Below are 17,050 nucleotides of genomic sequence, written 5' to 3'. Positions count from 1 at the left end.
GGCCCCTCTCGTGCCGTTCGGCGGCGGCCGGCCAATTTCCCAGCCTTCATTGCGGCGTCCGCTTCAGCTTTGCCGCCCATGCTATTCCTCCCGGAACGCGCGATTGAGCTGGTCGGCGAGGGGCTTGACCAGGTAGGAGAGCGCCGTGCGCTCGCCGGTCCGGATCAGCGCCTCGCAGGGCATGCCCGGGACCAGCGCGAGGTCGCCGAGGCGGGCCAGTTCCTCGGGCGGGATGGAAATCCGGACGAGGTACCAGGACAGGCCGGTGCGCTCGTCCTCGGTCAGGTCGGCGGCGATGCGGCTGACGCGGCCGTTGAGCTCCGGGGTGGTGCGCTGGTTGAAGGCCGACATGCGCAGGACGGCAGTCTGGCCAAGCACCACCTGATCGATGTCCTGCGGATAAATCCGCGCCTCCAGCGCCAGGGCGTCGCTCTGGGGCACGATCTGCATGATGGTGTCGGCCGGGGATATGACGCCGCCGACGGTGTGGACCGCGAGCTGGTGCACGACCCCGTCCTGAGGCGCGAGGATGTCGATGCGCTTCAATTGGTCCTCGGCCGCCACCTTGCGCTCGACATATTCGCCGGTCTGGGCCTGAATTTCGCGCAGTTCCTGGCCGACCTCCGTCTTCAGATCCTGGTCGATGGAGAGGATCTGCAATTTCGTCTCGGAAATGCGGCCGGCGGCCTGCGCCTGAAACGCGATCTTTTCGCCCCGCTCGCCATCGAAGGTGGCGGCCTGCGTTTCGAGGGCGTTGAGGCGCTGAGCGTTGACGACGCCCTTCTCGAACAGCGGGCGCAAGGCCGCGATCTCCCTTTCGAGGACGGCAAGACCGCGCTGGTAGGCGAGCTCCTGCGCCTTCAGGCCGTCGATCTCGTGCTCGTATTGGGCGATGCGCTCGCGAAGCTGCGCCTTGCGGCCGTCGCGGGATTCACGGCGGAATTCGAAGAGGCGGCGGTCGCTGTGCAAGGCGGCGGCGACATCGGCGTCATCCGTGCGCGCGAGCAGCCATGCGGGAAACTCGATTTCCGGCTTGTCGTCGCGCTCGGCCTCCAGGCGGGCCAGGCGGGCGGCAAGCTCGTCGAGCCGTTTGGCGACGATGGCGAGTTGCGCGCGCGTCTGCGTCGCGTCGAGCCGCACGAGAACGTCGCCGGCGGCAACCCGGTCGCCGTCGCCGACAAGGATCTCGCCGACGATGCCGCCGGTCGGGTGCTGGACCTTCTTCACGTAGGAATCGACGACCAGGGTGCCGTGGCTGACGATGGCGCCGGCAAGAGTGGCGGTGGCCGCCCATGCGCCGACGCCGCCGACGAGCAGGCCGCCGATGACGAGACCGGCGGCGAGATGCCCACGGATCGAGCGAGCGACGAGGACGGCGTCAGTGGCGGACATCGGCGTCCTCCGCTTCCGGGGTCTTCTCAGCCGCCGTATCGAAGCCGCTTGCCGGAGCGGCGGCGACGTGGAACGGGTGCAAGGTGCGGGTGGTGGGGCGATAGGCCGGCGGGCCGGAAGGCGCGGCGCCGTTCGTTGCCGGATGGCGGTCCGGCGGCGGCTTGAGAACCTTGGACAGAACCTCGTCGCGAGGGCCGAACGCCTTCATGCGCCCGGCCTCCATCACCAGCACATGGTCCACCGCATTGATGGCGCTCGGCCGGTGCGCGACGACGATGGCAATGCCTTTGCGTTCGCGGACCGCGGTGATTGCCCTGACGACGCCCGTTTCGCCGTCGCTGTCGAGATTGGCGTTCGGCTCATCCAGGACGACGAGGAAGGGGTCGTCGTAGAGCGCGCGGGCAAGGCCGATGCGCTGGCGCTGGCCGGCCGAAAGCGCCGAGCCGGCCTCGCCGATGCGGGTCTGGTAACCGGCTTCGAAGCGCAGGATGAGTTCATGGGCGCCGGCCGCCATCGCGGCGGCGACGATCTTCCCTGCATCGGCTTCGGGCTCGAAGCGGGCGATGTTTTCGGCGATCGTGCCGTCGAACAGCTCGACGCCCTGGGGAAGATAGCCGATATGCCGGCCGAGCGCCTCGCGATCCCACTGATCGAAGCTCGCGCCGTCGATGCGGATCTTGCCGGCGGCCGGCTCCCATGCGCCGATCAGGGCGCGGGCGAGCGTGGACTTGCCCGAGCCGGACGGGCCGATGATGCCGAGAGCGCTGCCGGCCTGGATGGCAAAGCCGATCCCCATGACCGTGGGCTTCCTGTCGCCGGGCGGCGCGACGGCAAGGGCTTCGGCGCACAGGTCGCGCGCCGGCCTGGGCAGCGCCAGGACCGGCCCGGCTTCCGGCAGCTTCCCGAGGAGATCCTGAAGGCGCGCCCAGCTCTGGCGCGCCATGAGATATGGCCTCCAGCTGGCGATGGCGAGATCGACCGGCGCCAGCGCGCGCCCCATCATGATGGAGGCGGCGATCATGACGCCGGCGCTCGCCTCCTGCCGGATGACGAGCCAGGCGCCGACGCCGAGGATGGCCGACTGGAGCGTGATGCGCAGCGCCTTCGAAATGCCGCCAAGGCCGCTGGCGACATCGCCCGCCTTGCGGTTGGCGGCGAGATAGGCAACGTTGGCCTCCCGCCAGCGGGCGGCGATGCGGGGTCCGAGACCGAGGGCGCGCACGACTTCGGCATTGCGGCGGCCGGCCTCCATCAGCGCGTTGCGGACCATGTTGTGCTCGATCGTGGCGCGGATCGGCCCTTGCGAAAGAAAATTGGTGAGAAGCGTCAGCGACACCAGCACGATGGCGCCGACCAGCGCCGTCGTGCCGAGCCAGACGTGGAAGGCGAAGCAGATGCCGAGATAGAGCGGCATCCACGGCAGGTCGAAGAGCGCGGTCGGCCCCTGGCCGGACAGGAAGCCGCGCACGTTGTCGAGATCGCGCAACGGCTGGAGGCCGTCGCCGGGAAGCCGCGCATGCAGCGGCAGGCGAACGACGGCGTCATGGACACGGCCGGAGAACTCGTGGTCGAAGCGCTCGCCGACGCGCAGCAGCACGCGGGCGCGCAGGATGTCGAGCGCGGACTGGAAGGCGTAGAGACCGGCCGCCAGCACGGCAAGCCCCACCAGCGTCGGCACGCTGCGGCTCGACAGCACCCGGTCGTAGACCTGAAGCATGAACAGGGGCGAGGTCAGCGCCAGGAGGTTGACGACGCCGCTGACGAGCGCGATAGCGGCAACAGTCCGAGTCAAGCCGAGGGCTTTGAACGGTTCAGAGCGAGGCCTGGGCCGGATTGGTTGCATGAGCGCCGGAACCTCCTGGAGTGGTAAATTCTGCTGAACGGAGACGAAGACGTGCGCACCCAGGACGGATGCGCACCCTTCGCGTCAGGCGACGAGGACGTTGCCAGCGTCGAGGGAGCCGAAGGCGATATTCTCGACGGTGATGGTGTTGCCGTTACCGTTGTAGGTAATGACGGCGTTGTAGACGTCCTGAACACCCTGGTTGATCCAGCTCACCGAAAGCGAGGTGAAGGCATCGGCGCCCCAGGCACTCACATCGATAACGTCCGCATCGGCGTCGAAGTCCTTGATGGTATCGGCGCCGTCATTGCCGGTGAAGAGAAAGGTATCGGCACCGTCGCCTCCATAGAAGACGTCGTCGCCGCCGAAGCTCAGCAGAACGTCATCGCCGACAGTGCCGTTCTGTACGGTGCCCTGCTCGGCGAAATAGGCATAAAGGCCGTCGAGGCTGCCATTCTGTGACAGGTCGGTGATAGCGGCGTCCCAGGCATCGGTCAGCGGTGCGCCATCGAGGTCCACCGACAGGCCCACCGTCTGCGACCAGGTGTCGGCGGAACCCGAGTAGGTCAGGTTGCTGCCGAGTGCGAGCGTGTCGACCGTTCCGTCAACGGTCCCCGGCGTCAGGCTGTAGTCGTCGCCATTGACGATCACCGAAGACGCGGTGGCGTTTCCCGGCGTGCCGGCGAACCATTGATCGGTGGTGTTGCGGACCTGGTTGAACGAACCGTCGCCGCGATAGCCGAAATTGTCCTGCCAGTCCGCCAGGAAAGAAGGAAGATCGCTGCTTGCCGTCGTGTAGTTCAAAATCACTGACATGTTCATCTCCTTACTATTTCGTCGGCGCTTGCCGGAATATCGCCAGCCCGGTTGCGAGCGGCGGCTCCGACCAATGCGGATGAGTGAGTGGCTTCGGGTTTGAAGTCAGATACGCCGCCGCGTGCGGAGCGGCGGCGTTGCGTCATGCCGTGCGGCTCTTAGGCAGCGAGGGCGAGCGAGTCGGCGAAGACGAAATTCGACACGGTGAGGTCGGTGACGCCTGTGACAACGATACCGTCGCTGAAGTCGGCGCTGTAAATGATCGTATCACCAGCATCGACCGCGATATTCAGATCGGTCAGGCTCGTAGCGCCCCATGCGGAAACGTCGAGAAGGTCTTGCGCCACGTCGAAGTTATTGACCGTGTCTTCCGTACCGGAGCCTTCCTGGAAGACGAAGGTGTCCTGTCCGCCAAAGCCAACGAGGACGTCATTAAGACCGACATTGCCGATCTGGATTGTGCCTTGCTCGGCAAAGTAGTCGGTCAGACCGGCGAACTCCTGGGTGACGGGAGCCTGGCCGGGGATCGTGAAGGTGTAGGTCCCTCCATCCACTGCGCCGCCGTGAGACAACGCATAGATCGCCTCGTTGAACGTGCTGGTGATCGGCAGGTAGCCGGACTCGGGCGTGATAATGAGCTGATTGGTCTGGGTGAAGATGTCGTTGTTGTAGTCCTGGACCAAGTTGACGCCGAGTGCGAGCTGGGTCACCTGCCCGTTGAAGGCGCCCGGCGTGTACGAATAGTCCACGATGTCCATGATCGCCGAGAGTTCGCCATTGGTTGGCGTTCCAATGTAGGTGGACGTGCCGGCAACCCACTGATCTTCTCCGCCGGCGATGCCGTTGAACCAGCCATTGCCATTGTAGGTGAAGTTGGCGTCATAGGAGTCGAGATAGGCGCGCAGATTGCTGCTTGCCGCGGTCAACTGAAGCACGACTGCCATGTTAAATCTCCTTTGGTCGGTCTCGTCTGTTCGTCCGGGACGAACCTCTGTTCCGCAGCCCAGCGGGCCGGGGAATTCCTTGGAGCATCGGATCGGAAAGCGGGCTCCGGTTTTCGAAAAATCCGATGCGATAACAAAAGACTAGACCGTCGTTCTGTGTCCGTGAGGACGCACGACGATCTAGAATTTAAGGTTGAGCGATGCCGTGATCGTGCGTCCAGGCATGGCGTAGTAGTCCGCACCGAGTGCCGAGACGTAGGCCTTGTCCGTCAGGTTGGTGACGGAGACCCGCAACTTCGCATTTTCGTTGATAGCGTAGGACCCGTAGAGATCGAAAAGCGTGTAGTCGTCAAGCTTGTAGTTGTTCTGCAACGAACCGATCGTCGGCTCCGTCTTGCCGACATAAGTCATGCGGGCCCCGAGCGTCAGCTTCTCATCGAAAAGCCGCACGCCACCGTCGAGCGCCACCCGAATTTCGGGCTGGACGAAGATTACCGACGACTCGGCGCCCAGATATCCGAGCCCGGCGCCGGAACCGTACCATCGCGGGTAGTCGGCCTCGTTATAGGTGAGCGTTCCGCCGAGATACCACGCTCGAGCGTCGTAATTGGCCTCGACCTCGACGCCCTTCATGCGCGTCGCTCCGCTCAGATTGACGGGCGACGTATAATACCGGGCGGCGTCTTCGTTATACGTGCGCCCCAGCGCGATATAATCCTCGACTTCACGATAAAAGCCAACAACCTTGAGGCGCAAGCTATCGTCCGCCTTGAACAGAGCATCCTTTGAAATATTGACGCCGAGTTCCCAGGTTTCCGCACTTTCGGGCTCAAGATATGGGTTCGGAGCATAGCTGTTGGACACGCCCTGGTGGCCGCTATTCAGGAAGGATTCCATCACGGTCGGCGGGCGGAAGCTCTCCGAATATTTGACGAAGGGCTGAAGCCAGTCATAGGGCTTTACTGCAACGGTGAAGGTCGGAAGGAATGCTCCGTCCGAGCGATTAATGTTTACGCCGTAGCGGGGATAATAGGGATCACCATAAACATATTCCGTCCACGCCGGCTGACCGCCGATGCAAATATCTGGCCGTGTTGGGAACGGCTGACGGCAGGGTATTTCGGGATGTTCAATTGTCTGGATAATATCCCGTGTCTCATTGCCATAGATCGTCGTGCTGCCGCTTGCCCTGTACCAGTCGTAGCGAAAGCCGCCCTGTACGGTCAGCCAGTCGTCGTGCTCGAGCTTGGCGTTGAAGAAACCGCCGGCAACGTCGCGTTTACCTGCGGGGTTGCCGCCGTTGTAGTAGTCCGTCTGGTCCATGCCGTCGATGATGACGGCGGGATTGTTCGACTTGCCGTCGTCCCGGAACGCCTCGGCGCCATAATTGAGTGAGAGAAGCCCGAAGGACGTGTCGACGCGGCTGGTATTCTCGATGCTGCCGCCCGGTGTTTCCATCTTGTAATTGCGACCCACGCCATCGATGACGTAAGCGTTGTCCTCGTGATCCGTCTGGTTGTAGTAAAGCCGGGCCTTCAGATCGACCAGATTGCTGTGCGGGTTCCAGTCGAGTGATGTCGCAAACGTGTCGTTGACGACATTCTGCTTTGTTTCCAGCAGCATCGTGTCGCCTAGAAAGGTGGAGTAATTGCCGGTGCTGAAATCGGATTCGTTACGGACCCAGCTGAGCGACAGCTTGGCGTCGTCCGTGATGTCGGCCTCTGCCTTGAGAATGGTGGACAGCACCTCCTGGCCCGAGAACAGAAAGGTGTCGCCGGTCGCCGTCGTTGTCTGGGCGCGCAATTCTCCGTTCTTTCCGACCTCGTAGGCGCCGATGTTCTTGTGGCTGACGCCGCCAAGAACCGAAAAACTGTCGGACAGGCGAATTGCCGCCGCTAACGAACCGTCGAAATGATAGTTGTTGGTGCCCGTCGTTCCGTTGAGCTCGACGCCCCATTTGCGATCCGGCTGGATCAGATCGTCGGCGACGATCGTGCGGAAGTTCACCGATCCACCCAGCGTACCCAAGCTTCCGGCGCCCGAGGTCCCGCTCTTTTCAACCTCGATGGCGCGGACGAAAGCCGTGTCGACATAGGTTTGTTGGGTGGCGCCATGCCCGTTGCGCTGGAAACTCTGACGCGCGCCGTCGATCATCATTCCGACGCGATCGTTATCCTGAAGGCCGCGGATATTCACCGAAATACCAGGCTTCTGTGCCTCGGCGCGGCTTGCATAGACACCGGCGACGTTGTCGAGCAGGTCGCGGGCGTTGCGGGACGGCGCGCTCTGAATCGCCTCGCGTGAGATCACGCCAACCGAGGACGGCGTTTCGTAGACCCAATCGGGCGTACCCTGATAGCCGGAGCCGGAAGAGGCGGCGCGCTCGCTCTGGCCGGTGACCGTGATCGTGTCGAGCAATAGCGAGCCGTCGGCGGTCACGGCCCCGTCGTCCGAGGCGTCCGTTGTTTGGCCGCCGACGATGACGGCGCCTTGCGCGGTGATGCGCCAGGAAACGCCGGTTCCCTGAAGAAGCCGCGCCAGAGCGTCGCGCGGCGTGAATGTGCCGACGACGGCATTCGCGCTCAATCCTTGCGCGACTTCGGCCGGAAAGGCGACCTGAAGGCCCGACTGCCGGCCGAACTGGCCAAGGGCATCGGTGAGCGGTTGCGCCGGGATGCTGAACTGGCGCGTCGCGGCAACCGTCGAGGTGTTTTCGATCGCCTGGGACAAGGCACTTCGCGGGATGACGACTGAAGCGGCGGCAAGCGCGCAACCCGCAACGCCGACGAGCAGCCGGGACGTGGCGGCCACCCCCGTTACCTTGGTCGTTGAAACTCCATTCCGTGTACCCCCGATACGCATCGTGCCCCCGCGCCTTCATTGTCGTAACGCACACCGCTCTTGACGCATGCTTCCGACCGTAAAGACGAACAACTCCGCGAAATTCTCACGGAGGCGCGAAAATTCTCGAATTTTTTTGTCAGGTTTTTGGACGGCTCATTGCTACAATTCGTAGCAAGCCTTTGATTTTACATTATACTTTAGAAGACGCGCGGTGTGGAAAACCGGAGGGCCCGCTCCCCGCCGGGGCGGCGGCGGCTCAAAGGCGGGTGACGATGCGCACCAGCGGCGAGACCGATCTGACCTTGCCGCCGAACGGTCCGACGAGAGCCGACAAGGCCTGATCGGGATGGCGAAGGTCGAACAGCCCGCTGACCTTGCGGGCGGCGAGGCTTCCGTCCGGCACGGAAATCCATGCCGGATGATAGCGCTGGATCAGTTCGACGGCGGAAGCGACGGTGGCATCGGCGAGGAAAACCTTGCCGTCGCGCCATGCGCCGATCTCATCCAACGATACGGCGGTGACGCTGACGGCGCCGGTGTCATGATCGACGGCAAACCTTTCGCCGGGCTTGAGGACCGTGACGACGCCGTCCTGCGCTCCAGAGCGGATGACGACCGAGCCGCGCAGCAACGCTATATTGGTGGTCGACGACGACACCTGAACGTCGAAGGCGGTGCCTAGCACCTCGAGCTCGATGCCCTGCGCATCGACGACGAACGGACGCTCGGCGTCGCGGAAAACATCGAAGAAAGCCTCTCCGGCCAGCAGCGTCACCTTGCGCTGCGCGGAATCGACCTTGGTGCTGATGGCGCTGCGGCCACCCAGTTCGACCGTCGAGCCGTCCGCCATGGCGACGATCTCGGTCTCGCCGGCGCCAGTCCGATGATCCGCCTGCCAGGCAATCAGGGCGATCGGGGCAACGATCCAGATCAACCAGGCGACGGAGACCGCGGCGATGGCCAGGCCGGCGGAACGAACAAACGAAGCGCGCGCCGAACGGGCGCGCGTCATGGTCTCAACGAGTGGCGCCAGGCCCGGTTTGGGGAGGGACGGAACGTCGCCCCAGACCTTCTGATTGTCGGCCGGCCTGATTGCGCCGAGCAGCTGCCAGGTTTGGTTGACGCTTTCCCATGCGGTCCGGTTTCCCCGCGAAGCCATCAGCCAGGCATCGAATTCCCTGAACAACGGCGAACCATCGGGCGCCGTCTCCAATTTCAGAATCCAGCCCGCCGCCTCCTCGAGAAGTTCCTGTTCCGCTTTCACTTCGGTGCCCAATGTGCGCTGTTTGCCGGCGGCCGCGCCAGTCTGCTTGTTCATGAAGAAGGCGAATGCCGCGACCACGATACCATTTTCCTTCGTTTGATTCTTTACAATGTGATTTTCGTTCACGAGGGGCGATGATCGGCGGGATCCTGTCTGAGGCGCAAGGTGAGCGTGGCCACGGCCGTCTGCACGAGACGGTATACGGTCGGGACGGATACGCCGAGGTGGGCGGCGATCTGCTCGGGCGGGTAGCCGCCGAAGCGGTGCATCTCCAATGCGACGCGCTGACTTTTCGGCAGATCGGCGATGATATCCATGGCTCGCCTTACGCTTTCGCAAAAGAGAACTGTTTCCTCCGGCGTCGGCATTGGCGGAGGCGCGGCCCAGGGGGGAGTGTCCTCCATCCTGCTTCGGCGTTCGAGCTTCTTGCGCCGCAGCATATCGACGGCAAGGTTGTGGACGATGCGGAACAGGTAGGACTTGTGGCGGAGCGGGCTACCGGATGCCTTGGGGACGAAGCGGAGATAGGCTTCCTGAAGGATGTCCTCGGCAGCCTCGCGCGAGCCCAGCATGCGGGCGGCATACTCGATCAGGCCCGGCCGTTGGGACAGATACGTGGAGAAGCGGAGGTCCGGTCCTTCCTTCATCCCAAATTCCTTCGCATTGCGGCTATTATTCTGGCGCAGGAAGAATTCAGCTCCTTTTCAAGGAGGTCCGTTCTCCGAGCGAGGGTGCCCCTTTCGTGCAGCCAAGGCGTTTTCTCGTTCCGTCGGCACGCATACCCCTGCCTCGGTCCCCCAAATCCCCCATCGGCGGCCCTTGCAGCCTTGCGCAGGTTAGTAAGCACTCTCAAAATTTCATTGCAACGTCAGATATTTAGAATACATCTAAGCCAGACTGCGGCAATCGGGAGCAAATTCTAAAACCGGATTATTATTTTCATGTTTTCCTGCGATTTTATCGCACCTGAACAATTCTTAGTTGCTTCCGGCGCTGGTCTTGGCAGACTTTACAGGTTCCAATCAAATTTCCGTGATCTGACCTGACTCGCAGCCCCGCCTTGCCGAGCCTTCAAATGACGCGCAGCACCTCTTTCAGGAAACCGATCGTCCGGCCGACCACCTCCGGCCGGTCAAACTCCGGTCCGGCATGGCCGGCGCCCTCGACGAAGTGCAGTCGCGCCCGGCCGGGACCGGCCACCTCGTTGATACGGGCGGCGAAATGCACCGACATCTGCACGGGGACGATCGGATCGGCAGGCGCGTGCTGGAACAGCACCGGCGGGCAGTCGGGCGTCAGCCAGGTTTCGGGGTTGGCCATGGGGCCGCCGGCACGCCGATGATCGCGCTCAGGGCGATCATCGACACAGCCCGTAGCTTTCTGCGTCTGGTAAGCATGGTATTTCCCTCCGCTGATGAATGGGTGTCTTCGAGGGGCTTTCGGGCGCCGGAACCTCGCGGCACGAAGCGCTCCGACGTCGGACATCCAGGGGCGCGGCGGCTCGCCCGAACTTCCGGACCCGATATTGCGGCTCCGGATCAGCGCGTCCTGGCCAAAATAGGGTAACAGCCACCCTAGCCCTGATCGCCTCCAACGACAGGGCTGCGTCCGCAACCGCGGACGCCGAAAGTTCTCGATTAATTTATTCGTGGTTCAAATTATAGCATATGCCAGGCCTGTCAAGGTCGACGTATGGCGATAAATTGTAATAGACTGTAGTATCAGAAGGCGCGTAAATTCGGATTACTTCATAATTATGCCGAAATCGAACTAAATCGGGCTGAGCCGCTGATCATAGGCCGGATTATCTCTGTCGTGGTGGTGCCGCCACGGCGAACCTATCCTATGGCGCATCCTTTCATTGCTGAGGCAACGATGCGCCATCAAAATCTGGCATCAAACACTTCGCTCACGTTGAACCATTTCTGCTCGACTGCCCGGCATCAAGCAGCCAGTCATCCGATCCTTGGGTGACTGCCAGAGCATTTTCGAGCGAAGTGGATACAGGTTCGCGTGAAGAAAATGAGTCAATTCAAAAAGATAGAGCGTTTCTGCGTTTCCATGAAACACGGAAACGCTTAAGGTGCTTCAGCAATTTCAGTTTCCCCGCTCGGGGCCGAATGGGCACCGATGGAAGCTCGCAGTTGGCGGCAGACGAGATGGCATGCCGCCAGGCGCTTCTCGTCTGGGCCGCGCGCATGGTTCCGGACGCCGCTATCCCGCGCCGGAAAGCATACTTGGCTTGCGCGACTTGCAAGGCGGCGATGCCCCGAGCCCTATCGACCACCGCACTCAGGCAAGATAACGCGTGAACCAGTCGATGGTCCGATCCCAGGCGAGCTTTGCGGCAGCCTCGTCGTAGCGTGGCGTCGAATCGTTATGGAAACCATGGTTGGTGCCGGGATAGATATAGGCCTCGTAGATCTTGCCGTTTTCCTTCAATGCCGTCTCGTAGGCCGGCCAGCCGGCATTAACCCCGTCATCCAGTTCGGCATAGTGCAGCAGCAAAGGCACCTGTATGCGCGGCACGTCCTCCGCACGTGGCTGTCGGCCATAGAAGGGTACTGCCGCGCCAAGCTCCGGATAAGCGACCGCCGCAGCGTTGGAAACGCCGCCGCCATAGCAGAAACCGGTGATGCCGACCTTCCCGGTCGTCGCCTCATGGGAGATGAGGAACTCGACGGCCGCAAAAAAGTCATTCATCAGTTTCTCGGGATCGACCTGTTGCTGTAGTTCGCGTCCCTTGTCATCATTGCCGGGATATCCGCCCAGGGAGGTCAGCCCGTCGGGTGCAAGGGCTATGAATCCAGCCTTGGCTACGCGGCGCGCCACGTCCTCGATATAGGGATTGAGGCCTCGATTTTCGTGCACGACGACGATGCCCGGAACCTTGCCCGGAGCCTTTGCCGGGCGAACCAGATAACCACGCACGTCGCCATGCCCTTTCGGCGAGGGATAGGTGATGTATTCGGGCACAATATCTGGATCGGTGAATTCCACCTGCTGCGCCAGCGCATAGTTCGGACTCATCAAGGTGAGGATTGCCGTCGCCGTCAAGCCGCCGACTGCGAACCTGCCCGCCCGGTCAAGAAACTCCCGTTTCGTGATTTTGCCGTGTGCGTAGTAATCGTAGAGTTCGAGCAGTTCCTGGGGAAAATCCTTCGCGGTGAGACGGGTCATATGAGTCACCTTCCGTTTTCTGCAATTCCCGCCTCATGGTAACTTGGCCATTGGATTTTGGATAATTACGATTGGGTAACCCTGCCGGGTCAGCTGACGGGACCGGAGCTCGATTTCGCGGATCGGCAGATCGGTAACCGGCTTGGAGACGTCCTTGTGCCAGGGATTGCGCCAGAAGCCGCAGAACAGGCAGCGGCTCCGGCAGAAGGGGACATGGAGATAGGCGACCGACGATGTTCGATGGGGTGCCCGGTGGCACCAGATCGGTAAGTCGGACGGTCGGCAGGCAGGGGGCGTCCAAATCCATGCGTTCAATTCCGTTTCAAGCAGAGCCGGTCGGATTGCGAGCATCGGATCGCGATTGCGGCAGGAAGTAAGGCACGCCGCGTGCCGGCAGCCGGTTGATCGTCCCGACAACTTCGTAGACGCCGCTAACCGTCTCGTCGGCGATCACCGCCGCAGGTGGGCCCTGCTGCACAATGCATCCACCAAGCATGAGGACCACATGGTCGGCGAATTCCGCCGCGAGATTGAGGTCGTGCAGCACGGCCAGCACCGTACCCCCCTCGGCGGCGAAGGCACGCGCCAGCTCCAGCGTGCGGATCTGATGGCGAAGGTCGAGCGAGGCGGTCGGCTCGTCGAGCAGCAATGCCTGCTCGGTGGGCGGACGGCCCGCCTGCCATAGCTGCACCAGGGCGCGTGCCACGTGGGCGCGCTGCTGCTCGCCGCCGGACAGCGTGTGGAACTGCCGGTCGGCCAGGTCGTCGAGGCCGACACGGGCTAGCGCGTCACGCGCGGCTATCTCGCCGTTGCGGCGGTGGCCGCAGCCCATGCGCGTGACCTCGGAAAGGGTGAAGGAAAAGGCGAGATGCACCGCCTGTGGCACCACGGCGCGTCGGGTGGCGAGCTCGGCGGCGGAAAGGCCGGCAATGGCCGTGTCCCCGTAGCGCACGGTGCCGCCGCTCGGCCGAAGCTCGCCGGCGACAAGGCGCAGCAAGGTGGATTTTCCCGCCCCGTTGGGGCCGATCACCACCGTGACGCTGCCCGCGGTGCAACCGAGGTCGATGTCGCTGACCAGCGAGCGGCCGCCGATAGCGTAGGAGAGGTGGTCGGCGCGGATCATGGCGCAATCTCCCAAGGCCGCCGGCGCAGCAGCATGGACAAGAACACGGGGGCTCCGATCAGGGCGGTGATGATGCCGAGCGGCAGCTCGGCCGGCGCGACAACCGTGCGGGCGAACATGTCCGCGGTCACCAGCAGCAGCGCGCCGCCGAGGGCCGAGGCCGGCAGCAGGAATCGGTGCGAGGCGCCACCGGCCAGCCGCAGCACGTGTGGAACCACGATGCCGACGAAGCCGATCGAGCCGGTTACCGCCACGGTGGCGCCGGCCGCCGCCGCCACCGACAGGATGACGACTTTCTTGACGCGCTGCACGTCGACGCCCATGTGGAAGGCGACGGCGTCGCCCAGCGCCATGGCGTCCAGGCCGCGGGCGAGGAACGGACAGGCGATGATGGCCGCCAGCACGAATGGCGCCACCGACAGGACGCGCGCCGCCGTCGCCCCGCCGAGCGAGCCGAGACTCCAGAAGGTAATGTCGCGCAGCTGGTTATCGTCGGCGAGGAAGATCAAAATGCCCGTCAGCGCCGCCGCGAAGGCGCCGACGGCGATGCCGGCCAGCACCAGAGTGGCGGTCGAGGTCCGCTGGCCACGCGTGGCAAAGAAATACAGCAGCGCCGTGTTGAGAAGCCCCCCGGCGAAGGCTAACGTCGGCAGATACTCCTGTCCGAGCAGCGCGGCGAGCGGCGCCAGCACGCCGTCGCCGAGCACGATGGCGGCGACGGCCGCCGTGGCGGCTCCCGACGTCACGCCGACGACGGCCGGATCGGCCAGGGGGTTGCGAAACAGCCCCTGCATGAGCGCGCCGGCAAGGCCGAGACCGGCGCCGACCAGCAGTGCCAGTGCCGTTCGCGGCAGGCGGATTGCCTCGATTACCAAGCGTGTCTGGGCGCCCATCTGCTCGGTCCTGCCGGTCAGAAACCGCCAGAGATCAGCGAATCCGACGTCCGTCGCCCCGGTGGCCAGCGACAGCACGGTGGCCAGGACGAGCCCGGTGCCGAGCAGGACGAAGACGACGGTCGGTGCGCCGACGTGACGGAGCACCGGGCCGCGGACGGTGGCGAACAGCGCGGTGCTCACGGCTTGATCTCGTCGGGATAGAGAGCCCGGGCCAGGTCGCGGCCGGCAGCGGCGGTTCGCGGGCCGAAGCCCAGGAGGTAAAGCCCATCCATGGTGACATAGGCACCGGCAGCGGCGGCCGGCGTGCCCTTGAGCGCCGGCAACGCAAAAGCCGCGTCTTCGGCTATGGCGTGACCACCGTTGTTCATCACCAGGAGCACGTCGGGCGATGCCGCCAGCACATCCTCGTCGGAGAGCGGCTTGTAGCCGTTGACCGCCGCCGCAGCGTTGACGCCACCCGCCAGGCGGATGATCGCATCGGCCGCCGTGCCGGCGCCACCGGCGGTGATGCGACCATTGGCGAGCGACAGGGCGAACAGCACCCGTTTGGGCTTTTCCCTGACCGCCGCGATCTCGGCCTTGAGGGCGCCGATGTCCTGTCGAACCTTGGCAGCCAGATCCGCGGCGGCCGCTTCGACACCGACCGCCCGCCCCACGCTTTCGATCTTGGCTGGTATCGCATCCGCCTCCGGCGGTGCGTCGATAGTCACCACCGGAATGGAACTCGCTTCTATGATCGCCAAGGCGTCCGTCGGCCCGGCGCCTTGCTCGACCAGAATGAGGTCGGGCTTCTGCGACAGAATGCCTTCGGCCGACAGCGCGCGCATATAGCCGATCTGCGGCTTGGCGCGCGCCTCGGGCGGAAAGGCGCTCGTGGTGTCGACAGCAGCCACCCGATCGCCTTGCCCGAGCGCGAATAGGATCTCGGTAATCGTGCCGCCAGCTACGACAATGCGATTGGCTTTGGGAAGCGATTGCCCCGCAACGCTGCCCAAGATCCCCATCGCCCAAAAAGCGGCGATGGCCAAGGTGGCAAACTTGATTATTTTTCTCATAATTATATACTCTTAGGCTTGGAAGGCTGCCGGACAACGGGTTGGGCATCAAACAGCCAATCCGAGGCGCAACTGCAAACTTGACAATAATACTCATTTGCAAATAGAAGGCAAACAGATTTGCGGAAGTTGTTTAGAAAGAATCTGAACTACAGGTGATAAAAACACAGATGCGTTCCACACTCTACATTGTTTCTCGTCTTTTCAGATCCGTCTTCATTGTTTCTATACTTGCGAATAAAGACTAACAATTTGAGGATTCTTATGAATCTCTACTTACAAAAACCAAGATGCATACGCGCAAGAAACCATGCGACAAGACGAATATGACGCCGAGCAAAACCATCGATGGTGGCTCGGTTATCGATCCCGAGGTGACTGAACTAGCGAGCGCGTTGACTGTGGCCGATGTCTTTCAGGACACGCCAAGCCTGACCGCCGACAGCGACGGGGGCGGCATGTCCATTAACATTCGTGGCCTAGCGAAAAGCCCATCGTCGGAGCGCGATGGCGAGCGGTGGCCGCCAGGGACTACATCTCCTCCGGCCCGCCAATTTTTAAGGTTTGGTGTGATCGACCTGTTCGTCTGCTATCGGCCAACGGAGGACTTGACGTTCAACCTCAACGTCAGGAAGTTCTTCAGTGAGGAATATAGCTCGACGAGGATGCTTCCTCCGATACCTCCGTCATGTTTACTCTGCCCGCCGTCTCGGCGATTAATGTCTCCTCGCGCAAAGGACAACCCATGTACATCGCCATGAACCGGTTCCGCGTTGCCTCCGGATACGAACAGGCCTTCGAAGCCCAGTGGATGGGCGGCAAGCGCCGTCTATCGGAGATGAAGGGCTATCTCGAATTTCATCTCCTGCGCGGCCCATCGGCCGACGACCACACCCTCTACGCCTCGCATACGGTGTGGGAGAGCTACGATGATTTCCTGGCCTGGACGCAATCCGAGCAGTTCCGCTCGGTCCATGCCCGGGTCGGTGAATCCAAGGTCCAGTACCTCTCCGGGCCGCATTTCGAGGGCTTCACCGTGATTGTGCACGAGGACGGCCACGGTGAGCGCCGGTCCGTCGCAGCATGACCGACGTTCTGGGGACCGGCTCGGACGATCGAGCCGCTCGGCGGGAGCGTGCGCTGGCCGCACTCGCCGAGCAACCGGATGGCATTGTCGAGGCCATTGCCGAGCAGGCCGGACTGGCGTCCCTCGATATACTGGAAGCGCTGCCCGAGCCCGGCTGCCGCCTGCTCGACGGGACACTTTTCGATGCCGTATGGCAGGAGCTTGCCAGTTGGGGCGAGGTGCTGCTCATCGTGCATACCCGCGACATCGTGCTCGAGGCGGCCGGCACGCTGCCTCGGGGATCGGAAGCGCACGGCTGGTTCAACATCCATGGCGATAGCCCGATCGGCGGACATATCCGCAAGGAAAATTGTCGCGCCATCGCGTTGGTCGACCGTCCCTTCCATGGCCGCCGCTCCTGCTCGGTGTGGTTCCTCAACGACAAGGGCGAGGCCATGTTTAAGGTTTTCATCCGGCGTGGCGCCGATAAGGCGTTGAACGCCGAGCAGTTGGCACGATTTGAAGCGATGAATTACTAGAGGCTCGATCGTCGAACCTTTGCCCGTCTCTCGGGCCAAATCGCTGCCGCGGATGGCAATATACGCAATCCATTACTCGGATGGATCT

The 17,050-nt window shown here is 62.9% G+C and carries 14 protein-coding genes; 2 read left to right on the top strand and 12 right to left on the bottom strand.

Translation table 11 applies throughout. The features are described from left to right. Window positions 1–81: 81 nt before the first annotated feature. From CJ014_RS05320 to CJ014_RS05260, 12 genes are all read right to left on the bottom strand, one after another. Window positions 82–1,392, bottom strand: a complete 1,311-nt coding sequence (locus CJ014_RS05320) for an HlyD family type I secretion periplasmic adaptor subunit (protein ID WP_100079501.1) — start codon at window positions 1,390–1,392, stop codon at window positions 82–84. Further along, the gene (locus tag CJ014_RS05315) at window positions 1,379–3,235 is read right to left on the bottom strand and encodes a type I secretion system permease/ATPase (RefSeq protein ID WP_100079500.1); all 1,857 of its coding nucleotides are present in this window, start codon (window positions 3,233–3,235) and stop codon (window positions 1,379–1,381) included. Before CJ014_RS05315 ends, CJ014_RS05320 begins: the two co-directional genes overlap by 14 nt. A gap of 84 nt (window positions 3,236–3,319) precedes the next feature. Continuing rightward, window positions 3,320–4,051, bottom strand: coding sequence for a calcium-binding protein (locus CJ014_RS05310; protein WP_133121809.1), 732 nt, complete (start codon window positions 4,049–4,051; stop codon window positions 3,320–3,322). A gap of 158 nt (window positions 4,052–4,209) precedes the next feature. Then, the gene (locus CJ014_RS05305; RefSeq protein WP_100079498.1) at window positions 4,210–4,995 is read right to left on the bottom strand and encodes a hypothetical protein; all 786 of its coding nucleotides are present in this window, start codon (window positions 4,993–4,995) and stop codon (window positions 4,210–4,212) included. Window positions 4,996–5,175: 180 nt separating this feature from the next. Further along, the gene (locus CJ014_RS05300) at window positions 5,176–7,806 is read right to left on the bottom strand and encodes a TonB-dependent receptor (protein WP_165790752.1); all 2,631 of its coding nucleotides are present in this window, start codon (window positions 7,804–7,806) and stop codon (window positions 5,176–5,178) included. Between the two features lie 289 nt (window positions 7,807–8,095). Next, on the bottom strand, window positions 8,096–9,229 hold the full coding sequence (locus CJ014_RS05295; protein WP_133121808.1) for a FecR family protein: 1,134 nt from the start codon (window positions 9,227–9,229) through the stop codon (window positions 8,096–8,098). Beyond that, the gene (locus tag CJ014_RS05290; RefSeq protein ID WP_100079495.1) at window positions 9,226–9,750 is read right to left on the bottom strand and encodes an RNA polymerase sigma factor; all 525 of its coding nucleotides are present in this window, start codon (window positions 9,748–9,750) and stop codon (window positions 9,226–9,228) included. The genes CJ014_RS05295 and CJ014_RS05290 overlap by 4 nt, the downstream gene beginning before the upstream one ends. A 424-nt stretch (window positions 9,751–10,174) precedes the next feature. Further along, complete coding sequence (locus CJ014_RS05285; protein WP_100079494.1) at window positions 10,175–10,423, bottom strand: alpha/beta hydrolase family protein; 249 nt, start codon at window positions 10,421–10,423, stop codon at window positions 10,175–10,177. 972 nt (window positions 10,424–11,395) lie between these two features. Beyond that, a complete protein-coding gene (gene yghX / locus CJ014_RS05275) occupies window positions 11,396–12,283 on the bottom strand; it encodes a YghX family hydrolase (protein WP_100079492.1) in 888 nt (295 codons plus the stop codon). A gap of 322 nt (window positions 12,284–12,605) precedes the next feature. Next, window positions 12,606–13,421, bottom strand: coding sequence for a heme ABC transporter ATP-binding protein (locus CJ014_RS05270; protein ID WP_342588521.1), 816 nt, complete (start codon window positions 13,419–13,421; stop codon window positions 12,606–12,608). Next, window positions 13,403–14,482, bottom strand: a complete 1,080-nt coding sequence (locus CJ014_RS05265) for a FecCD family ABC transporter permease (RefSeq protein WP_100079490.1) — start codon at window positions 14,480–14,482, stop codon at window positions 13,403–13,405. The genes CJ014_RS05270 and CJ014_RS05265 overlap by 19 nt, the downstream gene beginning before the upstream one ends. Next, window positions 14,479–15,357 carry a heme/hemin ABC transporter substrate-binding protein gene (locus tag CJ014_RS05260; protein ID WP_100079489.1) on the bottom strand — a complete coding sequence of 293 codons (879 nt, stop codon included), beginning with the start codon at window positions 15,355–15,357 and terminating at the stop codon, window positions 14,479–14,481. The genes CJ014_RS05265 and CJ014_RS05260 overlap by 4 nt, the downstream gene beginning before the upstream one ends. Window positions 15,358–16,102: 745 nt before the next feature. Here CJ014_RS05260 and hmuQ point away from each other — a divergent pair. Continuing rightward, window positions 16,103–16,444 carry a heme-degrading protein HmuQ gene (gene hmuQ / locus CJ014_RS05255; RefSeq protein ID WP_100079488.1) on the top strand — a complete coding sequence of 114 codons (342 nt, stop codon included), beginning with the start codon at window positions 16,103–16,105 and terminating at the stop codon, window positions 16,442–16,444. Next, window positions 16,441–16,962 carry a heme utilization cystosolic carrier protein HutX gene (gene hutX / locus CJ014_RS05250; RefSeq protein ID WP_100079487.1) on the top strand — a complete coding sequence of 174 codons (522 nt, stop codon included), beginning with the start codon at window positions 16,441–16,443 and terminating at the stop codon, window positions 16,960–16,962. Before hmuQ ends, hutX begins: the two co-directional genes overlap by 4 nt. The last annotated feature ends 88 nt before the right edge of the window (window positions 16,963–17,050 follow it).

Origin of the sequence: Pleomorphomonas carboxyditropha, from assembly GCF_002770725.1 — a bacterium.
In the GTDB taxonomy this organism is placed as follows: Bacteria; Pseudomonadota; Alphaproteobacteria; order Rhizobiales; family Pleomorphomonadaceae; genus Pleomorphomonas; species Pleomorphomonas carboxyditropha.
This window is presented reverse-complemented; position numbering and strand designations above follow the sequence as displayed.